Raw genomic sequence first — 22,652 nt, 5'->3', positions numbered from 1 at the left:
CATATCCGGCTTTTCTTATAAAATAATAAGCTCTGAGTTTGGACTGATAACCTTATGTCCATTTTCGCCTAACCGTTGTGATACTAACATTTAATTACTGTATATCATCCGTTGAAAAAATTATTAGGATGATATATGCTTTAATAGATAATGTTAGTTTTTTACTAATAACATGGTCTATATTGCTACTATGGGGAAACAATTATGAATACTGTTTATTTTATTGGAGCACTTATATTTGCTGTAGTTGTATGGATGATAATTATAAGATTGTTTATGACATTTATGAACTTTATAGGTGAAAATATAGGGTTATGGGAATTTTTTAAATATTTATTTCTAAAAATTAAAAAAATAATTAAGAAATAAAATCATTTCTGGAAACCAGCAGAGAATATCAGGGGTGCAAAAGACCTATTTTTCTATAGAGTTATATAATTTATAATATGATTAAGTAAAATTTGGGAGGTTTTCTATGAATGAATCAAAAAAGTGTCCTATCTGTAAATTGATCAATCCAGAAGAAGCTGTATTATGTGATTGTGGTTATAATTTTGAGCTTAATAAAGTAGATAGAAATAGTAATTTAGGCTCATTAAAGACTAAATATGCAGGTTTTTTCTTAGAGTACTTGCATATTTTATAGATGTTATTCCTATGATGGTTTTATTAATTTTGTTTTTCCTTATATTCACTGATATTAAGGATGCTTTTATTAAATACTTAGATAACCCGCGTGACTTTCAAGCAAGACAAGATTTTTTATTTAACTATCGTAACAAAATTAGAGATATTTCAACTTTGATTTTTATAGTTTATTCTATAATATTTGAAGCATCGCCATTTCAAGGAACATTAGGTAAAGTACTATTGAAAATTAAAGTTTCAAATATTGATGGCAGTAGAATAACAATTGGAAAGTCTGTCATAAGAAATATATTTAAGCTTGTATCAGGATTTATTATTTGTATTGGCTTAATTATGGTTGCAATAACCAAGAATAAACAAGGCTTACATGATATTGTGGCAAAAACTGTAGTCTTAAAAAATAAATAAGTTCATTTTACAGTTTGATGTGGAGAAAAGAATATTAGTGATCTGGAAACCAGCAGAGAATATCAGGGGTGCAACCTGATCCGTCAGAATATATTTGAGTGACAAAACAAGGTATTGATAAAAGCAAAAAGAAATGATATTATGAAAAAAATGTAAAATTTATGGTAAAATCGTTGCACCAATTAATACTACTGATTCAAAATACAATTTAATATTTATATGAATGCATCTTTTACCATAAAGATTTATGGTTTAGGTGGTGAATAATGACCATTTCAAGTGACGGAGCAACCTCAGCTAAAAATTCCATGATATTTATAGTTTTACAAAGGCTTTTTCCAAATGTTGAATATTGACATTTTATGTCGTATAATAGAATCGTGCTTAAATAAATTAATAATTGATTAGCAAATTCAAAATGGGGGAGCATCAATGGAGTCAAGTGTTTCTAAGGGAAGAAATCTGGTGTTTGCAGCTATGGGCATAATCATTGGGATTTCTATGGTTACAATTTTTTTCAATCTAATAACGGGAGTGCATCAGAGTTTTGTAGTTCAGTTTATAAGGTTCGTCCTAACATGTGGATTATGTTATCTGGTGTATAGTGGAGTAAGTTGGGCAAGATGGGTATGCGTAATATTGATGGGAATTGCATGTTTTTTAGGTCTTTCCGGAGTGCCGTCAATAATTGACAATCCGTTGCTTGGATTAGTGTCATTTCTGTATTTTGCAGCGTATCTAACTGTTATTTTACTGTTATTAATACCTAAAAGCGTAGGAGAATATTTTGAGTCCCTTGAACTAAAAAATCATTAGATAAGTCATGATTTATGGTTGAAAAATTCTTCGGTAAATCAACACCAGTGTGTAGTGCTAGATGCACATAATGCAAAATGCAAATTAACAATTAACAAACTTCTTGAGTCGGTTGGAAATACAAGTAGCTTCAAAGCTGCTGACATAGCGAGTCTGTGGAAAAGCGGTCCCCCTATCTTTTAGAACGGCTTTTGAAGGCAATCTATAAGAATCTTTGAAGAGACTTTAATGAAATGCAGAGCTACTTACAGAGTCAGGACAGAAAAGTTATACAATAATCACTTTATTGTATAACTTTTCTGTCCTTGTAGGTAAGAGCATTAGATTCGGCGAAAATGTCAAGGGTTGCACACTATAACGACGTTCACATGTTGCCCTTGCCTCATAAGTTACAACTTTTTACTGCCTCAACGAAAGCTTTTATTCTTTTAGGGTCTTTATGATGCTTTAAATCAGGATCTGATGATTCAACGCCACTTTGTACGTCAACAGCAAAAGGTCTGGTAAGTCCAATAACACTTACAACATTTTCTGGTGTTAATCCTCCAGCAACAAAATAGGGTATACCTTTTACGACTGAGGATACTTTTGCTAATGATTCTCTATCAGAAAGCACACCTGTTCCCCCACGCATTGAGCTATCAAAAAGCAAAAAGTCGGAAACTTTCGAAATTGATTGTAAAGATTCTGCAATCAAGCTCCTTGTTTCTATAACAGAAATAATTTTAATTGAAGAACCATTGGCACGCAATTTTTCCTTGAATTTAACTATATTATGTTGAGCTGTTTGGAAATGCATTTGAACACAATTCCACTCAAATTGCAAACACATTTCCAACAATTTATCAAGATTAGATTCTTTCGTAACTAACACAAGCGAAAGCCCCGGTGCAGCCTGCTTTATTGATTGAAAAATACCTAGTTTTTCATTTGTAATAGGAGCCCAAATTTGATGTAAACCAAGGAAATCAACACCTTCTTGTGCACAAAAAGCTGCAACTTCAGGCGTCCTAACATCACAAATCTTCACTTTTACTTTTTCCATTATAATCCTCCAAATTCACTTCATATATACTTAGATTACCAATACCTAATGAATAAACAGATGTGTATTGAAAACCCTTTGTATGGCATATTTCGATTTCCACATCTATCCCTAATTCTTTTGATAATCGTTCTATTCTTTTTAAGGCATAGTATGCAACTGGCAATATTATTTTGGGGCTAAACGGGGCTACTAAGTATAATTGTCCCTTTGTATAGGCATGTTTTTTTAATTTTGCTATTTCAACATCTATTTGTGTCAACAATCTACGTATCCCATCCATCAATGAACAGTAGTATTTTATTTCACTTTCATGTGAATTCAAAAGTGTTTGGTTAGCCCTCATGATTTCAAGGGAATCTAGATAATCATTCGAATCAATTGAAAAGAAAATATTGGTACGATGCTCTATTAATCTTGAGTTCAAATAATCTAATAAAAGCTTGCCCTCATGTCCTGAACGACTTGGAAAGATTATGGAACAGACAGATCTATCCTCATTTATTTCTAAGGGTTGTTCTGAGAAAAAGCTATAGAGCATTCCAACATCTTGAGCATACTGAACTGTGGAATGACTATTTGGTGAGACATACGAAAACAAAACTTTATTAATTCCAAAGGTGTTTTCTTCAATGAGTTTTCGATGTATATCGCATAGTGTAAATATTAATTGTCCTGGCATAGAAGTAATATCAATTAAAACATTAAATTTTTTCACATTATTAAAATATGTTTTCAGTCTTTTTTTTAATTTGGCCTCTATTGCGGTCGCAGAATAATTATCGGGAAAATCTATCTTTATATAAATGTTATCAATATGAATATCTTGGCGTAGTTCATTATAGTACCGATCTTTCAGTCCATCCAAAAGTTCATTATTATTATTACGATTTTGTAAATACAGAACTACAGGGTAAATAGTCGCTTTATCGCTATTTGATACAATTTCTTTTATGAAGTGAATTGACCTTTCTTCATAATTAGGACAAATAACTACAACTAAGGGAATCCTTGATGCCTCTTCTATTAATTGTATAAGTCCAATCTCCTTTAACATGATTTTTTTTCACCTCCTATTCGAGAAAGTACACGAGGAAATGGTGCTTCATATAGATTATAATTTCTATACCATAGTAATGGTAGAGAGTTTGAAGGACAATTCTCTGAAGCGACCAGTGTTAATCCACATTTTTTAAACCCGTAACGGAGATCATCCCCACTATTTGACTTATGATCTTCTATGTTCTTGTCGTATTTATAAATATCTGAATCAGCTAGCCATTTGCAGGCTGCTAAAACCCCATCTTTTGTATCAACATTCTTGAATAAACAACACTTATCTTTTGTTTCTTCAGAAATGACATACTTCTCATCAAGGAAAAGTCCTGTCTCAATTGATAATTTGGAAATTTTCAATTTCTCAATTTCCTTTTTTGCAGTAGAAGTAAGTGCTCTTGCAAGAATAATAAATTCTGGGTTTTTATTTGCTTTTTTTGTTAATTCAATTAGCCGTTCTAGATCAGAACACAAAGACGTACCGCTCAAAGCATTATCAGTTAATATGACCCAAAATTTCTTATCCAGCCAAGGGAGTACATTCTCTTCCCCAGGAAAACTATAACCATCAAGAAATTTATTTGCTGTTTTAACGAAAGGACTAACCTGTTGGGTTCGTTGAAAAGTGCCTTTGTCTAAACGCCCTGGGATATTATTATAACGAATAAAATTATTAATCATTCCAGTGGGGTCCACTTCAAGGAAAAGGCTCTGTTGCACAAAATTATTTTTAGATGTATCATATTTTGCTAAGACTTGATCTAGCAAATACCATAACACAGAGTGTGAAAACTTTTTGGGTAGGTAAATCACATTTGCAAACACAGCTAAAACATACTGTTGATATTCTTTTGGCACATAAACTAATGCTTCTCGAATTCGCTCAATTAATGGTGTGTTGTTAGTATCTTTTGAAGCGTATGGATCACTTTTTTCTAGCTGTGCAACAAGATGTAACTTTGCAATTATGTTTTCATCATCAAGAAATTTAGGATTGATTTCGAATTCTTTCCACATTAATAACTCCCCTTATTCAATTAAAATTCCTATTCATGTCTAATATCTAACTTAAAATTTGTTTAATCTCACCAAAATCATTAATGATATAGGTTGGTGTAATTTGGATATGCGAGTATTTATTTAAATCTTGCCTTTTTTTAGTCCATGGTGTTATTGATCTTAATATCTTTCCACTTTCTCTATTATATCTCGTACCATATTTCGCCCAAACATCTTGAACACCAGCACGTTGGGCTGTGGAAATATCCTTTTCAAGGCTATCTCCAATCATATAAATATGTTCCTTGCCAATTTTGTAAAAGTTAATTATTCTATCAATAACAATTGTATTTGGCTTAAGCTCGTTAGTTGTCAAAGTTGTTATTACTGCGTTTTGTTGAAACTCCCTGACTGATAATGAATGCATGATAATATCATTATTTCTTGAGTAAATAGAATCAAAATATTTAAGGACATTCAAACATTTTAGTCTGTATTCTACCCAGTATGCAAAAGCATCGGATAATCCAAAAATCAAAATCTTATTTTTTTTAGCCCACTGTAAAGTAGATTCAACATTTGGATATAGATGAAAATTTTTTTCCCATGTTGTTAAAAATATTCTTTGAGCAAGTTTCTGAATCTTATCTACTTCATCATCTGCGAGATTGACTTGATTCCATATATTCAATTCACTAACAGCATCAGGTATTTCAACTGAGCCATATTTTTTGAACACAGTTTTAAAGGCCCTCAAAATGATATCTTCCTTAATCATAAGTTTTTTTACCAAAAAACTTAATTGTGCCTGAAAGCTTGGAGCGAAGGTGTCCATCCAACTATAAAGAGTGTTATCTAGGTCTAGAATTAACGCTTTCTGTAACATACTAATTCCTTAACTCTCTAGCCAAATCGCATATGGATAAACAAGTTCAGCCTCTAATACAGTAATTTGGGGGACTGTATCTCCTTTATTATCCATAAAGTTGCAGGGCTTAATTCTGGCAAAAGACTTATTTACTCTATATCTAAGATGAAGTGATAGAGGTTTTCCATCATTTTTGCCACCAACTACAAGATAATCATCCAGTGCAAAATTTTCAACTTTCTTCAACTTTCGTGAAACAAAGGCAAATTGGGCACCCTGTAGCTGAACCGGACCAGAAAAAGCCTCAAAATCATTTCCGTTTGATGAGAAATAGTTAATTGCTCCGATATTAGAAATGTAAGAGCTTTGTGTTTCAATAAGTATTAGCCTTGGAGCTTGATTACTTACACTTAAACTCCAACGACAAAACTCCTGAGCTTTCTTGGGCTGGCATAAGACACCTGAATACCCCCAGTAATGAACTCCATGAATAGTTTCTTCCTCCTGCTTTGTTTTAATAATTTCGGACAGTGACATATTGCTATGAGGGCCTACTTTCATTACAATTATGTTTTCAGGCTTTATTTTAGAATTGTCCATTTTTAGCCTCCCTTTTAATAGTACAATTATTCTAATCTCCGATTTCTACATACCAATAGCTACCATTAAATTCCTTGCTTTTTAGGAGTTGTTGCTAAGGTTCTATATATAAATAGTTTTTGCAAGAGTCTGTCCATGCCCATTATAATTTTAGGCTATATGTTTTATTTTCCTTGTTTAAAAGTACTAATATGATATTCTAATTCAAATGCTAAAATCCCATTTATATTCATATTTTTAATTCTACTAATAATTTGGGGTTCTATATTTATTGTTTCACTTTTAATGTCTATATTAACATAGCTATTAAATTCTTTCTCAAGTATATACTTTGCTAATTCTATTGAAAATCCATTTTTCAGTAAAATAATCATATATGGGTCATCACTTCCATATTTGATTTGTTCATAAAATGTCTTTTCAATCATACCTAAATCATTAATAACCTCAATGAATTTCATAAGTGAATTATCCACAAAATCTTGCTCTTCTTTAATTCTAAGAATTGCTAAATTGATTTTTTCCTCTTTTGTTTTAGATGATATATCTACATACAATTCATAAAAATCATCATCATTTCGTTTTATTTCCCCCCACCTTCTTCCAACGTAGATGGTTTTATCTTCAGCTTTTTTCCAATATCCCAAGAATCTGCTAATCATCATCTTATATGAACTTCCCTCTGCTCTCCATGATAGCATCATAGAATAAAAATTTTGGGCATCCTTATGCCTTAATCTTAATAAATTCTCATCCCTTTTTTTAAATTCTACATTTTCATTCAAAAAAATGCTAACTATTGCTGAGATCAGTGTATCAGTAGTTGTAAATGGTGTTTTGAGGGCAGCATTATGCAAGCTATCATTTAATGAATCTTCATTACTAATAATATCAAATTCAGTTATATTATTTAGATAACATAACTTACCAATGCGAGTCTTTGCATAATTAATACTATTAATTCCTTTAACTGAGTTAGGTTCAATATTCTCTAAACACTCAACCACTCGAATAAAATCCTCTTTCTCTTCTTCTGAAAAATTCTTTATTTCATCTTCATTTTGAAGTAACAAATTTTCCTTATTATCTTTTATAATCCTATCTTCTTTAGCACATTTTTGTATAAAATCTGATATATTTGCTCTATTCGAAGTGTATTCTCCTTTAAAAATATAAATAGATGGCTCTAGTAATTGAAGACTTCCTTTTTCCTTATCAAAAATATCTTTAAATCTGCATACTCTTCCAACTAGGTTTTTAAACTGCGACTCAGTAAGATTAGATAAACCCTTCCTATTGTCAAGAATAAATAGTCTTTCTGCTGGAATATTAACTCCTTCAAGTAAGGTTGAACTTGTTACTACATATTTAACATCATCGAATTTTGCAAATACATTCTCGACATATGACCTTATTAAATCCGGCATAACACCATGATGATACAGTACCCCCTTTTTCAAGCATTTTATTAGTTTATAATCTTTATTAATATAATCAGCGATATTTTCACAGATTTTATTAATTTCATCATTTTCAATTAAACCCTGTATATCACTTATTTTACTAGCAACGTATTCAAGTTTTTTAGTTTTATTTAAATAAATAATGTTTTTATTACCAGACAAATGTTCAACTAACTCAACATCTGTTCCTAAATCTATCTTTTGCTTAAGAAAAAACTCATCCAAAAATTGATCATATAAATAGATATTTGTATCAACTTTGTTATTTTCGACAAAGTAGTAATTCTCAACTTTTAGAGATTCATTGGTCTTTATACTTTTAAATTTAGTACTATTTATGTAGGGAATTTTTAAATTATCTGGATCAATAAGAAAAGGTGTAAAATATCTTATGTCAACATTAATATTCCTTTTTTTGAGAATTATGAGAACATATGCTAAAAGATTAGATCTTGAAGTGCTTTCTAGCAAAGAATGTGCTTCATCAACTAATACAACATCTAGAGATAAATCTTGATTTTTTTGTAATAACCTAAGTAATCTTTCCTGTGTAAGAATCGCAATAAATTTATCGTCACCATTATACATATCAGGATGAATAATAACTTTTCCAAATTTATTTATTTGATTAATTTTTGATAAGACTCTTTTTTTTGTCTGAGACAGCAATGCTTTTGTAGGAACAATTATACAAATTTTTTTATTTATATATTTATTAATCATGTTAATTATTATATCCGATTTACCATAAGATGTTGGTGCTACAATTACAAAATCACCTTCTGTATTGTTTGAAAAATCAATAAGATGTTTCTGACCTTTTGTTATGTATATATCATCTTTTCTGAAATTTTCTTTATATGCAGATAAGATTAGAGAATTAAAAGTATCATCTTTTGTATATGAATTTAAATATTGGGTTTCTATAAACTTTGATATTGGGATATAGTCATTTGCTATTGTAAAATCATAAAGAATGCTATAATCTTTTACTGCATTACAATATCTTAAAATTAATCTATAGCCTAATTTGTAAGTTATTTCATCCCCATAATTAATAAGCATTATTGCAAGTTTAAATATAACAGAAATTTCTTGCGAATTCCAGGTTCTTGCTGAATTATCTAAAAATAATGATTTATATAATTCCAAAAAGCTAGTATTTCTAATATCTTTTTTAAATTTTCGGATAGTAATATCATTTGGCATGACTTACACCCCCAACATTTCTTGTCTCAAAAAGTCTTCAATTGTTTTATATGTATTCTTTTGTATTGAAAGGATTATTGAATTTTCAAATAAATTTTCTTTCTTTAATGATTCAAAAAACTCTTTTATGCTTGAAATACTTGCATTGCCTTTTTCTTCATATAATACAGATATTAGTATTACACTTTTCTTATAGTCTTTTTGTTCTTCACACTGGGAATAATCAGTTTTCAACAAAGCCTGTAACTTATTCCTTACTTTATTTGGTGTAGTAAGATTAATATCAATAAGTGCACCTTCCCAAATAATCCTAGACTTGTCAATCAACCTATTATGTATATCTGATTTTGCTTTAGCTAATAAACTTTTATTTTTTATATTGGACTTATTATCACATTTTTGACGATTATAATTGCAATTTTTCTTATTTTGGCAACATTCACCTGATTTAACTTCACAATAAAACATTGAGTTAAGTGTTTTATCATAAACAACAATATCAAATCCTTTTCTCATACTCTTTTCTTCCTTATTAAAGAAAACTGAAGCAGTATTTAGTTGCTTGAAGCTATTAGTTAATAACACATGTGCTATTAATTCACCTATTATTCCTTTCTTCTGCTTGGCAAATTTGTCATCATATCTTTCAAAAAAGTTAACTAAAGTAGATTTATAAGAATAAAAATTTGGGTCCTCTTTTGCTCTAACAGAACCATAACATATATTTGTCAATTTTTCTCTTATTAATTGTTTTAAATCATCAGTGAGCTTTGTGATTCTTACTTTATAGCAGTTATCACTTTTGTTTATCTTCACACCATCCATATTAAACTTCACTCCAAACTTTATTTGTTTAAAGTTTATACAATATTGGTTTATTATGTACGTATATTCTTTACTCTACCAAACGGTATATATAAAACAATTAAACATTAAGTTACATAATTCTACATATATCTATAAATTCCTTCTAATTATGTTATTTTTGTATATTTTATATTTCCTATTTAAGTTTTCCATGGTTCAAGTACCAAAGACTAGATTCCCTTGAAATCATGAGGGCTAACCAAACACTTTTGAATTCACATGAAAGTGAAATAAAATACTACTGTTCATTGATGGATGGGATACGTAGATTGTTGACACAAATAGATGTTGAAATAGCAAAATTAGAAAAACATGCCTATACGAAGGGACAATTATACTTAGTAGCCCCGTTTAGCCCCAAAATAATATTGCCAGTTGCATACTATGCCTTAAAAAGAATAGAACGATTATCAAAAGAATTAGGGATAGATGTGGAAATCGAAATATGCCATACAAAGGGTTTTCAATACACATCTGTTTATTCATTAGGTATTGGTAATCTAAGTATATATGAAGTGAATTTGGAGGATTATAATGGAAAAAGTAAAAGTGAAGATTTGTGATGTTAGGACGCCTGAAGTTGCAGCTTTTTGTGCACAAGAAGGTGTTGATTTCCTTGGTTTACATCAAATTTGGGCTCCTATTACAAATGAAAAACTAGGTATTTTTCAATCAATAAAGCAGGCTGCACCGGGGCTTTCGCTTGTGTTAGTTACGAAAGAATCTAATCTTGATAAATTGTTGGAAATGTGTTTGCAATTTGAGTGGAATTGTGTTCAAATGCATTTCCAAACAGCTCAACATAATATAGTTAAATTCAAGGAAAAATTGCGTGCCAATGGTTCTTCAATTAAAATTATTTCTGTTATAGAAACAAGGAGCTTGATTGCAGAATCTTTACAATCAATTTCGAAAGTTTCCGACTTTTTGCTTTTTGATAGCTCAATGCGTGGGGGAACAGGTGTGCTTTCTGATAGAGAATCATTAGCAAAAGTATCCTCAGTCGTAAAAGGTATACCCTATTTTGTTGCTGGAGGATTAACACCAGAAAATGTTGTAAGTGTTATTGGACTTACCAGACCTTTTGCTGTTGACGTACAAAGTGGCGTTGAATCATCAGATCCTGATTTAAAGCATCATAAAGACCCTAAAAGAATAAAAGCTTTCGTTGAGGCAGTAAAAAGTTGTAACTTATGAGGCAAGGGCAACATGTGAACGTCGTTATAGTGTGCAACCCTTGACATTTTCGCCGAATCTAATGCTCTTACCTACAAGGACAGAAAAGTTATACAATAAAGTGATTATTGTATAACTTTTCTGTCCTGACTCTGTAAGTAGCTCTGCATTTCATTAAAGTCTCTTCAAAGATTCTTATAGATTGCCTTCAAAAGCCGTTCTAAAAGATAGGGGGACCGCTTTTCCACAGACTCGCTATGTCAGCAGCTTTGAAGCTACTTGTATTTCCAACCGACTCAAGAAGTTTGTTAATTGTTAATTTGCATTTTGCATTATGTGCATCTAGCACTACACACTGGTGTTGATTTACCGAAGAATTTTTCAACCATAAATCATGACTTATCTAATGATTTTTTAGTTCAAGGGACTCAAAATATTCTCCTACGCTTTTAGGTATTAATAACAGTAAAATAACAGTTAGATACGCTGCAAAATACAGAAATGACACTAATCCAAGCAACGGATTGTCAATTATTGACGGCACTCCGGAAAGACCTAAAAAACATGCAATTCCCATCAATATTACGCATACCCATCTTGCCCAACTTACTCCACTATACACCAGATAACATAATCCACATGTTAGGACGAACCTTATAAACTGAACTACAAAACTCTGATGCACTCCCGTTATTAGATTGAAAAAAATTGTAACCATAGAAATCCCAATGATTATGCCCATAGCTGCAAACACCAGATTTCTTCCCTTAGAAACACTTGACTCCATTGATGCTCCCCCATTTTGAATTTGCTAATCAATTATTAATTTATTTAAGCACGATTCTATTATACGACATAAAATGTCAATATTCAACATTTGGAAAAAGCCTTTGTAAAACTATAAATATCATGGAATTTTTAGCTGAGGTTGCTCCGTCACTTGAAATGGTCATTATTCACCACCTAAACCATAAATCTTTATGGTAAAAGATGCATTCATATAAATATTAAATTGTATTTTGAATCAGTAGTATTAATTGGTGCAACGATTTTACCATAAATTTTACATTTTTTTCATAATATCATTTCTTTTTGCTTTTATCAATACCTTGTTTTGTCACTCAAATATATTCTGACGGATCAGGTTGCACCCCTGATATTCTCTGCTGGTTTCCAGATCACTAATATTCTTTTCTCCACATCAAACTGTAAAATGAACTTATTTATTTTTTAAGACTACAGTTTTTGCCACAATATCATGTAAGCCTTGTTTATTCTTGGTTATTGCAACCATAATTAAGCCAATACAAATAATAAATCCTGATACAAGCTTAAATATATTTCTTATGACAGACTTTCCAATTGTTATTCTACTGCCATCAATATTTGAAACTTTAATTTTCAATAGTACTTTACCTAATGTTCCTTGAAATGGCGATGCTTCAAATATTATAGAATAAACTATAAAAATCAAAGTTGAAATATCTCTAATTTTGTTACGATAGTTAAATAAAAAATCTTGTCTTGCTTGAAAGTCACGCGGGTTATCTAAGTATTTAATAAAAGCATCCTTAATATCAGTGAATATAAGGAAAAACAAAATTAATAAAACCATCATAGGAATAACATCTATAAAATATGCAAGTACTCTAAGAAAAAAACCTGCATATTTAGTCTTTAATGAGCCTAAATTACTATTTCTATCTACTTTATTAAGCTCAAAATTATAACCACAATCACATAATACAGCTTCTTCTGGATTGATCAATTTACAGATAGGACACTTTTTTGATTCATTCATAGAAAACCTCCCAAATTTTACTTAATCATATTATAAATTATATAACTCTATAGAAAAATAGGTCTTTTGCACCCCTGATATTCTCTGCTGGTTTCCAGAAATGATTTTATTTCTTAATTATTTTTTTAATTTTTAGAAATAAATATTTAAAAAATTCCCATAACCCTATATTTTCACCTATAAAGTTCATAAATGTCATAAACAATCTTATAATTATCATCCATACAACTACAGCAAATATAAGTGCTCCAATAAAATAAACAGTATTCATAATTGTTTCCCCATAGTAGCAATATAGACCATGTTATTAGTAAAAAACTAACATTATCTATTAAAGCATATATCATCCTAATAATTTTTTCAACGGATGATATACAGTAATTAAATGTTAGTATCACAACGGTTAGGCGAAAATGGACATAAGGTTATCAGTCCAAACTCAGAGCTTATTATTTTATAAGAAAAGCCGGATATGCGGTGACACAATATTAAGGTGTGAGTCAAGGTTTCAATTTTTCTCTAAAAATTAACCATATGTGAAATTCATTTATGACTTTTACCCCCTGTATTCACTTTTTACATCGCAAAAGTTGTTCTGCACCGCTGATATTCTCTGCTGATTTCCAGCGATTAAAAAGGCTGGGAAAACCCAGCCTTAATTTCAACTAAAAAATTCGTCTAATAGCTTTTCTGCCTTGTGCAATTCATCCAGTAACGGATTCATATAATCACTTGAAACTTCCAGATATGCTCTTACTCCACCATCAATTTTGAATAATACTCTTTTTAGGCTTTCTTGCGGGGTATTTTCCAGCATATCTTTGGCATTTTTATATCGTTTTATAATCAGTTCAACCATAGGTTCATTATTTTTTTTGAAATCCTCTTCAAGTATCAGAATTACTTTGTTTATTTGATCTATTAAATCATTAATTTTCTCTGGTTTCATTATAATACACTTCCATTTTCATAATTTTATGCACTCGGTACTGACCTAGAGCCTATGATCCAATCTTTAGGCCAATTTTGCGGTAATAGAATTTGATCATCTCCACCTTTTAAGACCGTACCTGTAGATTTAATAGTTTGCGGAGCAATTTTACCAATATTCAATACTGTACCTTTGGGAACTAATATTTTTGCTTCGAATTCTTTTGAACCGCCCCATTCCGGTAATAATGCACTATCAATTTTAGCTTGAATTCTATTTCCAGCAGGTGCAGTAGTAACAAAAGCTCCTGTGTCTTTAGCTTTTCCACCATATACCCTGTAAAGTATAATATCCTCATTGGTAACTACTGTTCTATATTCACTATCTGTAAATGTGGGTTTCATCCACTCAGGTAAGCTTTGCTTCTCAATAACAGTTACCTTATCATCAATAGCAGTAGAGTATTTTCCAAATGCTTTTGGCTTTTCTAATCGTTGTTTACGATACTGCTCTTTCCATTGAGCTTTAGTCATGGACCTTTCGCCAGGTTTAGGATTATAGCCTCTTTCAAAAAGATTACTCTTTGCCGCACAATATCCACTTGGGTCAATATAATTTACAGGGTTGTTACTTACATATGCATAAAGGTTTAATCCATCGCCTCTGTATGTGTCCTCTTGTGTGAACCTTCCCACAACTGGGTTGTAGAACCTGGCACGCAAATAATACTGTCCGGTAACCTGATCATACTGCTCTCCGGCATAACGGAATCTATTATGTACTTTCTCAACAGCTTCAACTGTATTACCAAATGCATCATATTGATACTTATTCACTACACTTCCTGCTGCATCAACAAGCCCTACTACATCACCGTGGCCTTAATTAGGTAATATTTAGCTATATTTTTTATAGCACTTCTTTATGGTGCTATTTCTTCTATAATATAATGACTTTCTATTCTCTTTTAATTCTTTAAAATTCTCTCTTTCTAAAAGATGTAATGAAAAAATCAACCAAGAATAATCCATATGTAGCAAAAAAACTAATTCCTAAAAATCTTACAATAATGACTTCCATGCTTTGTGAAGAAATATCTAATATCTTATAAATTAAAATGGCAACAATTAAAGCAATATAGTTTATTAGCTGCAAAATAACCATCCATATTGTTACTTTAACTTTAATAACATGCAAAAATAGAAATGTTGATAACCAACGATTTAATCTAATTATGCAAGTGGTTCTTGCACTATCATATTTGCAAGAACTTCTCCAAGCACCTAGTATTGATAGCACAAATATACTAACAAATATACTCAAAATTAATTCAAAACCATGTAAGTTGTGCAAATGTGTCTTATCCATAAGGAACCTCGTTTTAATTCTCACGATAGCATATATAAAAGCCCTGTAATAACAAGGCTCATATATATACTATCATGCATTTTCTGTTTTGGAAATGGTTGGTTTTATGTACTCCCTTTGGTTAATCATCATTGAATAGATAACCTTTGCAATCTGCCTCATTACTGCGATTAAGGCCTGGCGTTTTGTTTTCCCTTGTGATATCTTCTTATTATAATACTCAAGAAAGGTTTCATTTATAGGGCTTTTCTTATCCCTTCCCCTGCAAATATTCCTTGATGCAATATCTCTAAATATCTCATACAATCGCCTGTTGCCCTGCTTATTCCTAAAGTTCTTGTCCTTATCTCCTGATGAACAGGCCACCGGACTAATTCCAGAATACCGACACATTTTATCGCTACTGGAAAACCTTCTGATATCACCTATTTCACTAATCAGCATTGCAGCAGTTATAGTATTAATTCCAGGCATTGTTTCAAGCTTATACGGAAATTGCTTCATGTGCTTTTTAATCTCAGCCTCTATTACTTCCAGCTCTTCATTACAATGCTTAATTTCCTTTATGCAATGAGATACAATAAAATCCCTTGTTTCCTGATATTCCGTTGATGTATCGCCATCTTTTGCAACAAGCATCAATATCCTTTCTGCATGTTCAATTCCAAAAAATCCGCTGCTATGGATGGAGAGAAATTCCGCAAGCTCTTCTTTTGTAATGCCTTTTAACTTTGACGGTGAGGGAAAGTTTTGAAAGAATTCCATTCCGGCTTTACAGTAAGTTACCGTAAAGTATTTGGTATAGCTTGGATAATGATGCGAAATGTAGCTGTGAACCTGATTTTTAGAGGCAGCCCGTACCTTGACTATTGAATTACGCCGAGATACTAAAAGCTGCAAAGTCCAGCTATCATCATGAATTGATGCATCTGGAAGGGTATCCAATTGATTTAATAGAACCTTGGCAACACAAAAGGCATCATGCCCATCCGTTTTGTGAGCTATGGCCTGATTACGCCTTTCTGTATAGGTTAGAGAAGCATCAACAGATTTTACAGTATAACCGAGATTTAAAAGGAATATGGCAAAGTTCCTGCCGTTGCCTGAGGTGTCCTCTAGGCCGAAACATGGAGTAATACCACGTTTTAAATGGGATTTAACAAATTCAATAAGCTTTTCAAAGCCCTTTTTGTTGTTCTCAAACCTGAGTTCTCCGAGCTTTTCAGTAAAGCAGTTAATGATTACTGCCACATGGGTACGCTTATGAATATCCACTCCCACGAACAATTTACGCATTTTTGGATGTAACATTTTACATTCCCCCTATATTAAAATTTCAAGGTACAAACCTTGGCACAAAAGCACCCTTAATATCAGCGATAAGTCCCTAAAACAGGGACTCCGCAAACCCACGCCAACTATTTGCAAGGTACAAGCCCTATAAGATAAGAGCTTTTAACCTGGGAAAAACGGCAGCATTGTTATAACGAAATATGTAAAAATACATATCGCATGACCACGAACAGCCACATTATTCCCAGCTTAAAAACCCTTATCATCCGTATATCTTAAAGGGTATACCAGCATGTGAAGCCCTAATAATCATGTCACGAGTACCTTTGCTTTTTGCCAAATCCTCATGAAATACCAAAAGTAAATCAGGCTTTTCCATCTTAAGCATCTGTGCGTTCCTGATAGGCCCGGCACTTTTGCCAAACCTCTGCCAGTCTGCCGGATACTCAATAAACCTGACACCGCACTGACGAGCAGCACGAACAGCAAGCGTATCAGCACCCCTACACCCTCCGGCAATAAGCAAATCAATATTAAGACTTTTGACAACAGCTAAAATCTTCTGGTAATCCCTATAATAACGGCTTCCAGATACTAAAACCTTCATATGTAAAACCTCCAGATTTACTGAAAAAGCCTGTAAAAATACAAGCCTTTGCACTAAAGCCGGAAGCTGCTATATCAATGCTTCCTGAAAATATACAGGATAAAAAACACCAATCGAAACTGGTAAACAGAGCTGCCATAATCTCTGGCAGCCCTATGTAAGAACCTCTCAAAATCCCTCATGCTTCATCCTCACAATCTACAGGACGAATGGTAATAATACCCTGTGACACATCAATAACAACCCTGCACCCAACCTCAAAACCGAATGTAGCAAGCCACTCAGCTGACACCACAATAGCAGGTGAATCATCAAGCCAATGACTCCTGACAGATGATAAAGCTACCATAAAAAACACCTCCCAAATACTACTCATAGGCCTATGTAAGGAATATACCCTGCATAAGTCGGGGCAAATACTACCGCTATATCAGCAACTATGTCAATGGGACTTTGATAAAAAAATAAATGAAAAAATGCTTTCTTCAGAGGGGCTTTAGAGAAGCTTTTTAAGAGGCTTCGTAGATTTCATCCGATATGACAGAAAAGACTGTTATCAGTCCTTTCTGTCATATCTCAAGTGTAGATTTCAAATAAATATATTTGAAATCTACACTTGATGAGTCTTAAAAGCCACTTCAAGAAGCCTTGAAGAGTTCTTGCAGTTCTGCTGATCTCATGAGCTTCTACAAAGCCCCCTGTAAGTACCAATAATGTCACATACGGATTGGCAAAAAAGACAGCTGCATGTCTTTTTGCCAATCCTAAAGCGATAAAAAATATAATTTAATGATATTTTTTATCGCTTGTTGTCACTTACAAGAGTCTCTGAGTGCAGCTACAGGGTAGCTTACGGGTTATGATCTTACTACGGAGGGGCGTTGCAGATACTTCAAGAAACTTTTAAGACTCATACGGCTGCTGGAAAAACTTTTTATTAGTTTTTCCAGCAGCCTAACGAAAAGCAGCAAATCTATGATTTGATACTTTTCGTGTATGTGTCTGTGTAAGCTGCTTAGAAAGAATCTTTGAAGGTGCTTATAAGATTAGTTTGAACCAGTAAGCTGCTCAAAAGCTTCTCCGACAGAGGCTTTTAAGTATCATTCAACTCCAGGTATGGCATTTATATTTGCCATACCTGGAGTTTCAGGAGAATAGGGTGACAAATAAAAAAGTCACCCCATTCTCCTGATGCGGGCTGCAAAGACCCTGATTAGTTCAGTATTAGGGACTTCGGAGAATTGCAGGGATAAGCATTTTTTCATTTATTTTTTTTTCAAAGCCATTGACATAGTTGCTGATATAGCGGTATCTTTTGCTCCAGCTTATGCAGGGGTATCTTCCTTACATAGGCCTATGAGTAGTATTTGTGGAGGTGTTTTTTATGGTGGCTTTATCATCTGTCAAGAGTCATTGGCTTGATGATTCGCCTGCTATTGTGGTTTCGGCTGAGTGGCTTGCTACATTCGGTTTTGAGGTTGGGTGCAGGGTTGTTATTGATGTGTCACAGGGTATTATTACCATTCGTCCTGTAGATTGTGAGGATGAAGCATGAGGGATTTTGAGAGGTTCTTACATAGGGCTGCCAGAGATTATGGCAGCTCTGTTTACCAGTTTCGATTGGTGTTTTTTATCCTGTATATTTTCAGGAAGCATTGATATAGCAGCTTCCGGCTTTAGTGCAAAGGCTTGTATTTTTACAGGCTTTTTCAGTAAATCTGGAGGTTTTACATATGAAGGTTTTAGTATCTGGAAGCCGTTATTATAGGGATTACCAGAAGATTTTAGCTGTTGTCAAAAGTCTTAATATTGATTTGCTTATTGCCGGAGGGTGTAGGGGTGCTGATACGCTTGCTGTTCGTGCTGCTCGTCAGTGCGGTGTCAGGTTTATTGAGTATCCGGCAGACTGGCAGAGGTTTGGCAAAAGTGCCGGGCCTATCAGGAACGCACAGATGCTTAAGATGGAAAAGCCTGATTTACTTTTGGTATTTCATGAGGATTTGGCAAAAAGCAAAGGTACTCGTGACATGATTATTAGGGCTTCACATGCTGGTATACCCTTTAAGATATACGGATGATAAGGGTTTTTAAGCTGGGAATAATGTGGCTGTTCGTGGTCATGCGATATGTATTTTTACATATTTCGTTATAACAATGCTGCCGTTTTTCCCAGGTTAAAAGCTCTTATCTTATAGGGCTTGTACCTTGCAAATAGTTGGCGTGGGTTTGCGGAGTCCCTGTTTTAGGGACTTATCGCTGATATTAAGGGTGCTTTTGTGCCAAGGTTTGTACCTTGAAATTTTAATATAGGGGGAATGTAAAATGTTACATCCAAAAATGCGTAAATTGTTCGTGGGAGTGGATATTCATAAGCGTACCCATGTGGCAGTAATCATTAACTGCTTTACTGAAAAGCTCGGAGAACTCAGGTTTGAGAACAACAAAAAGGGCTTTGAAAAGCTTATTGAATTTGTTAAATCCCATTTAAAACGTGGTATTACTCCATGTTTCGGCCTAGAGGACACCTCAGGCAACGGCAGGAACTTTGCCATATTCCTTTTAAATCTCGGTTATACTGTAAAATCTGTTGATGCTTCTCTAACCTATACAGAAAGGCGTAATCAGGCCATAGCTCACAAAACGGATGGGCATGATGCCTTTTGTGTTGCCAAGGTTCTATTAAATCAATTGGATACCCTTCCAGATGCATCAATTCATGATGATAGCTGGACTTTGCAGCTTTTAGTATCTCGGCGTAATTCAATAGTCAAGGTACGGGCTGCCTCTAAAAATCAGGTTCACAGCTACATTTCGCATCATTATCCAAGCTATACCAAATACTTTACGGTAACTTACTGTAAAGCCGGAATGGAATTCTTTCAAAACTTTCCCTCACCGTCAAAGTTAAAAGGCATTACAAAAGAAGAGCTTGCGGAATTTCTCTCCATCCATAGCAGCGGATTTTTTGGAATTGAACATGCAGAAAGGATATTGATGCTTGTTGCAAAAGATGGCGATACATCAACGGAATATCAGGAAACAAGGGATTTTATTGTATCTCATTGCATAAAGGAAATTAAGCATTGTAATGAAGAGCTGGAAGTAATAGAGGCTGAGATTAAAAAGCACATGAAGCAATTTCCGTATAAGCTTGAAACAATGCCTGGAATTAATACTATAACTGCTGCAATGCTGATTAGTGAAATAGGTGATATCAGAAGGTTTTCCAGTAGCGATAAAATGTGTCGGTATTCTGGAATTAGTCCGGTGGCCTGTTCATCAGGAGATAAGGACAAGAACTTTAGGAATAAGCAGGGCAACAGGCGATTGTATGAGATATTTAGAGATATTGCATCAAGGAATATTTGCAGGGGAAGGGATAAGAAAAGCCCTATAAATGAAACCTTTCTTGAGTATTATAATAAGAAGATATCACAAGGGAAAACAAAACGCCAGGCCTTAATCGCAGTAATGAGGCAGATTGCAAAGGTTATCTATTCAATGATGATTAACCAAAGGGAGTACATAAAACCAACCATTTCCAAAACAGAAAATGCATGATAGTATATATATGAGCCTTGTTATTACAGGGCTTTTATATATGCTATCGTGAGAATTAAAACGAGGTTCCTTATGGATAAGACACATTTGCACAACTTACATGGTTTTGAATTAATTTTGAGTATATTTGTTAGTATATTTGTGCTATCAATACTAGGTGCTTGGAGAAGTTCTTGCAAATATGATAGTGCAAGAACCACTTGCATAATTAGATTAAATCGTTGGTTATCAACATTTCTATTTTTGCATGTTATTAAAGTTAAAGTAACAATATGGATGGTTATTTTGCAGCTAATAAACTATATTGCTTTAATTGTTGCCATTTTAATTTATAAGATATTAGATATTTCTTCACAAAGCATGGAAGTCATTATTGTAAGATTTTTAGGAATTAGTTTTTTTGCTACATATGGATTATTCTTGGTTGATTTTTTCATTACATCTTTTAGAAAGAGAGAATTTTAAAGAATTAAAAGAGAATAGAAAGTCATTATATTATAGAAGAAATAGCACCATAAAGAAGTGCTATAAAAAATATAGCTAAATATTACCTAATTAAGGCCACGGTGATGTGGTAGGTCTTACAGACGCAAGCGGTTCGCTTATTAACAAGTACCAGTATGATGCATTTGGTAATACAGTTGAAGCTGTTGAGAAGGTGCAGAATAGATTCCGGTATGCTGGAGAGCAGTATGATCAGGTTACAGGTCAGTACTATTTGCGTGCGAGATTCTATAACCCAGTGGTAGGAAGGTTTACACAAGAAGATACATATCGTGGAGATGGATTAAACCTCTACAGTTATGTTCAGAATAACCCTGTAAATTACTATGACCCAAGCGGATATTGTGCTGATAAGAGCAATCCTTTTGATAGATCAATGACCCGTGAACAATACAAAGCAAAAAAGAGCTACGAAAGGCTCTTGAAAAGGCATGGAATTGATTCACCTACAAAAAGAGCACAATTTTGGCAAGGTAAAGATAACTATCCAGGTATTGATAATTACAAGGATATTACATTGAAAAGGGGAAAAATAATATATGCAGGAGACCCAAGACCTACTGGGTATGGAACAACAGAATCTGCATTAAGGCGTACAGGAAACGATTCCCAAAAAATATTTGAAGGTTTGCAAGTTGGACCGTGGGATCCACCTGAAGACTTCATTCATTTATCTGGATATAAACAAACTCTGATGCCTTATGAAATGGTTGAAGATATTCCAGCAGCGTTTGGTATAACTAAAGCTAATCCGCATTTTGGAGATGGTGGATTACCTCAAGTTTACATAGCAAATTTTAATGAGTTGGTTGCAAGCGGAAAGATAAGACCAATTCCGGCTAAGAAAATACCTTTGAAAAATTGGTATATGAAGCCAGAAGATGTTAAGAAAGTTTATAGCAAAGTACCAAAACCCTAAATAGGAGGTTAATTATGCTGGATATAAATAATGGAGATTTAAAGTTATTGACCAATACAACTATAAATAAAAGCTTTACAGAACAAAAATTAAAATCAGATAATATAATAAATATGGTTCAAAGAACTTATGCCATTAATGGTTGGAACTATTATACTTTTAAACTTATCAATATAAATGGTTTGGATTTGATGTTAAAACTTACATTTAAAGATGATGTATTGGAATTTTGTTCACTCAAGCATTATGGCAGCTTTGAGGAAATTCCATTCGATACAGATAATGAAATAAAAAGATTACAAATCCATAATCAATGGTTAGAGAATATGCTGGGAAAACCTAGTGAAGGTGGAGAGTGGAGAGTACAATACAATTTTAAATGGGGAGAAGTTTCATCAGGATATAGTCCACAAACGCCTGAAAGTGCCATATATATTAAATGGATATAGAATGTAAGGCTGGGTTTTTCCCAGTCTTATTGTTTATCTGGAAACCGGCAGAGAATATCAGTGG

At 33.0% G+C, this 22,652-nt stretch carries 30 protein-coding genes; 13 read left to right on the top strand and 17 right to left on the bottom strand.

Translation table 11 applies throughout. The features are described from left to right. Positions 1-204 precede the first annotated feature (204 nt). From Bccel_RS30610 to Bccel_RS28245, 4 genes are all read left to right on the top strand, one after another. Positions 205-369 carry a hypothetical protein gene (locus Bccel_RS30610; protein WP_160317774.1) on the top strand — a complete coding sequence of 55 codons (165 nt, stop codon included), beginning with the start codon at positions 205-207 and terminating at the stop codon, positions 367-369. 106 nt (positions 370-475) lie between these two features. Next, positions 476-646 (top strand): hypothetical protein, encoded by a 171-nt coding sequence (locus tag Bccel_RS30605; protein WP_160317777.1) that lies wholly within the window; start codon positions 476-478, stop codon positions 644-646. An 11-nt stretch (positions 647-657) separates the two neighbouring features. Continuing rightward, on the top strand, positions 658-1,056 hold the full coding sequence (locus Bccel_RS28250) for an RDD family protein (RefSeq protein ID WP_050753998.1): 399 nt from the start codon (positions 658-660) through the stop codon (positions 1,054-1,056). Between the two features lie 432 nt (positions 1,057-1,488). Further along, positions 1,489-1,872 carry a hypothetical protein gene (locus Bccel_RS28245; protein ID WP_036945863.1) on the top strand — a complete coding sequence of 128 codons (384 nt, stop codon included), beginning with the start codon at positions 1,489-1,491 and terminating at the stop codon, positions 1,870-1,872. A gap of 382 nt (positions 1,873-2,254) precedes the next feature. On the opposite strand, the gene Bccel_RS28240 is transcribed toward Bccel_RS28245, so the two are convergent. From Bccel_RS28240 to Bccel_RS28210, 7 genes are all read right to left on the bottom strand, one after another. Beyond that, a complete protein-coding gene (locus tag Bccel_RS28240; protein ID WP_036945865.1) occupies positions 2,255-2,917 on the bottom strand; it encodes a phosphoribosylanthranilate isomerase in 663 nt (220 codons plus the stop codon). Beyond that, positions 2,889-3,974, bottom strand: coding sequence for a hypothetical protein (locus tag Bccel_RS28235; protein ID WP_050753997.1), 1,086 nt, complete (start codon positions 3,972-3,974; stop codon positions 2,889-2,891). The genes Bccel_RS28240 and Bccel_RS28235 overlap by 29 nt, the downstream gene beginning before the upstream one ends. Beyond that, a complete protein-coding gene (locus Bccel_RS28230; RefSeq protein ID WP_036945733.1) occupies positions 3,968-4,990 on the bottom strand; it encodes a phosphoribosyltransferase-like protein in 1,023 nt (340 codons plus the stop codon). Before Bccel_RS28230 ends, Bccel_RS28235 begins: the two co-directional genes overlap by 7 nt. 46 nt (positions 4,991-5,036) lie before the next feature. Then, positions 5,037-5,858 carry an HAD family hydrolase gene (locus Bccel_RS28225; RefSeq protein ID WP_036945731.1) on the bottom strand — a complete coding sequence of 274 codons (822 nt, stop codon included), beginning with the start codon at positions 5,856-5,858 and terminating at the stop codon, positions 5,037-5,039. Between the two features lie 9 nt (positions 5,859-5,867). Further along, complete coding sequence (locus Bccel_RS28220) at positions 5,868-6,440, bottom strand: hypothetical protein (RefSeq protein WP_036945730.1); 573 nt, start codon at positions 6,438-6,440, stop codon at positions 5,868-5,870. Between the two features lie 164 nt (positions 6,441-6,604). Next, a complete protein-coding gene (locus Bccel_RS28215; protein WP_036945729.1) occupies positions 6,605-9,112 on the bottom strand; it encodes a DEAD/DEAH box helicase in 2,508 nt (835 codons plus the stop codon). A 3-nt stretch (positions 9,113-9,115) separates the two neighbouring features. Further along, the gene (locus Bccel_RS28210; protein WP_050753996.1) at positions 9,116-9,937 is read right to left on the bottom strand and encodes a hypothetical protein; all 822 of its coding nucleotides are present in this window, start codon (positions 9,935-9,937) and stop codon (positions 9,116-9,118) included. 314 nt (positions 9,938-10,251) lie between these two features. Between Bccel_RS28210 and Bccel_RS28205 the strand changes: the two genes are divergently transcribed. Continuing rightward, complete coding sequence (locus tag Bccel_RS28205) at positions 10,252-10,542, top strand: hypothetical protein (RefSeq protein WP_160317775.1); 291 nt, start codon at positions 10,252-10,254, stop codon at positions 10,540-10,542. Beyond that, positions 10,514-11,176 carry a phosphoribosylanthranilate isomerase gene (locus tag Bccel_RS28200; protein WP_036945865.1) on the top strand — a complete coding sequence of 221 codons (663 nt, stop codon included), beginning with the start codon at positions 10,514-10,516 and terminating at the stop codon, positions 11,174-11,176. Before Bccel_RS28205 ends, Bccel_RS28200 begins: the two co-directional genes overlap by 29 nt. Before the next feature lie 382 nt (positions 11,177-11,558). On the opposite strand, the gene Bccel_RS28195 is transcribed toward Bccel_RS28200, so the two are convergent. The 10 genes from Bccel_RS28195 to Bccel_RS29410 all read right to left on the bottom strand — a co-directional run bounded on the left by Bccel_RS28195 (position 11,559) and on the right by Bccel_RS29410 (position 17,504). Next, a complete protein-coding gene (locus Bccel_RS28195; RefSeq protein WP_036945863.1) occupies positions 11,559-11,942 on the bottom strand; it encodes a hypothetical protein in 384 nt (127 codons plus the stop codon). A gap of 432 nt (positions 11,943-12,374) precedes the next feature. Further along, complete coding sequence (locus tag Bccel_RS28190) at positions 12,375-12,956, bottom strand: RDD family protein (RefSeq protein WP_050753994.1); 582 nt, start codon at positions 12,954-12,956, stop codon at positions 12,375-12,377. Positions 12,957-13,062: 106 nt separating this feature from the next. Further along, positions 13,063-13,227, bottom strand: coding sequence for a hypothetical protein (locus tag Bccel_RS30600; RefSeq protein WP_160317774.1), 165 nt, complete (start codon positions 13,225-13,227; stop codon positions 13,063-13,065). 390 nt (positions 13,228-13,617) lie between these two features. Then, entirely contained in the window at positions 13,618-13,905 is a 288-nt protein-coding gene (locus tag Bccel_RS28185) for a hypothetical protein (RefSeq protein ID WP_036945861.1), read from the bottom strand. Between the two features lie 26 nt (positions 13,906-13,931). Continuing rightward, positions 13,932-14,723 (bottom strand): RHS repeat-associated core domain-containing protein, encoded by a 792-nt coding sequence (locus Bccel_RS32925; protein WP_050753993.1) that lies wholly within the window; start codon positions 14,721-14,723, stop codon positions 13,932-13,934. Positions 14,724-14,862: 139 nt separating this feature from the next. Continuing rightward, positions 14,863-15,255, bottom strand: coding sequence for a hypothetical protein (locus Bccel_RS28175; protein ID WP_050753989.1), 393 nt, complete (start codon positions 15,253-15,255; stop codon positions 14,863-14,865). A 72-nt stretch (positions 15,256-15,327) separates the two neighbouring features. Further along, positions 15,328-16,566 carry an IS110 family RNA-guided transposase gene (locus Bccel_RS28170; protein ID WP_050753990.1) on the bottom strand — a complete coding sequence of 413 codons (1,239 nt, stop codon included), beginning with the start codon at positions 16,564-16,566 and terminating at the stop codon, positions 15,328-15,330. A gap of 244 nt (positions 16,567-16,810) precedes the next feature. Continuing rightward, entirely contained in the window at positions 16,811-17,155 is a 345-nt protein-coding gene (locus Bccel_RS28165; protein WP_050753991.1) for a DUF2493 domain-containing protein, read from the bottom strand. Beyond that, positions 17,121-17,327, bottom strand: a complete 207-nt coding sequence (locus Bccel_RS28160) for a hypothetical protein (protein WP_050753992.1) — start codon at positions 17,325-17,327, stop codon at positions 17,121-17,123. Before Bccel_RS28160 ends, Bccel_RS28165 begins: the two co-directional genes overlap by 35 nt. A gap of 6 nt (positions 17,328-17,333) precedes the next feature. Further along, positions 17,334-17,504: a SymE family type I addiction module toxin gene (locus tag Bccel_RS29410; protein ID WP_160317773.1), complete on the bottom strand. Its 171-nt coding sequence runs from the start codon at positions 17,502-17,504 to the stop codon at positions 17,334-17,336. A 1,035-nt stretch (positions 17,505-18,539) separates the two neighbouring features. Here Bccel_RS29410 and Bccel_RS29405 point away from each other — a divergent pair. From Bccel_RS29405 to Bccel_RS28130, 7 genes are all read left to right on the top strand, one after another. Then, complete coding sequence (locus Bccel_RS29405; protein WP_082225179.1) at positions 18,540-18,710, top strand: SymE family type I addiction module toxin; 171 nt, start codon at positions 18,540-18,542, stop codon at positions 18,708-18,710. A 6-nt stretch (positions 18,711-18,716) separates the two neighbouring features. Then, positions 18,717-18,923 (top strand): hypothetical protein, encoded by a 207-nt coding sequence (locus Bccel_RS28155; RefSeq protein ID WP_050753992.1) that lies wholly within the window; start codon positions 18,717-18,719, stop codon positions 18,921-18,923. Next, positions 18,889-19,233, top strand: a complete 345-nt coding sequence (locus Bccel_RS28150; protein WP_050753991.1) for a DUF2493 domain-containing protein — start codon at positions 18,889-18,891, stop codon at positions 19,231-19,233. Before Bccel_RS28155 ends, Bccel_RS28150 begins: the two co-directional genes overlap by 35 nt. 244 nt (positions 19,234-19,477) lie before the next feature. Beyond that, positions 19,478-20,716: an IS110 family RNA-guided transposase gene (locus Bccel_RS28145; RefSeq protein WP_050753990.1), complete on the top strand. Its 1,239-nt coding sequence runs from the start codon at positions 19,478-19,480 to the stop codon at positions 20,714-20,716. A gap of 72 nt (positions 20,717-20,788) precedes the next feature. Next, positions 20,789-21,181 (top strand): hypothetical protein, encoded by a 393-nt coding sequence (locus Bccel_RS28140; protein ID WP_050753989.1) that lies wholly within the window; start codon positions 20,789-20,791, stop codon positions 21,179-21,181. Positions 21,182-21,287: 106 nt separating this feature from the next. Next, on the top strand, positions 21,288-22,139 hold the full coding sequence (locus Bccel_RS28135) for an RHS repeat-associated core domain-containing protein (protein ID WP_050753988.1): 852 nt from the start codon (positions 21,288-21,290) through the stop codon (positions 22,137-22,139). A 14-nt stretch (positions 22,140-22,153) separates the two neighbouring features. Next, a complete protein-coding gene (locus tag Bccel_RS28130) occupies positions 22,154-22,588 on the top strand; it encodes a hypothetical protein (RefSeq protein WP_036945939.1) in 435 nt (144 codons plus the stop codon). The last annotated feature ends 64 nt before the right edge of the window (positions 22,589-22,652 follow it).

Source organism: Pseudobacteroides cellulosolvens ATCC 35603 = DSM 2933 (assembly GCF_001262605.1).
GTDB lineage: Bacteria > Bacillota > Clostridia > Acetivibrionales > DSM-2933 > Pseudobacteroides > Pseudobacteroides cellulosolvens.
This window is presented reverse-complemented; position numbering and strand designations above follow the sequence as displayed.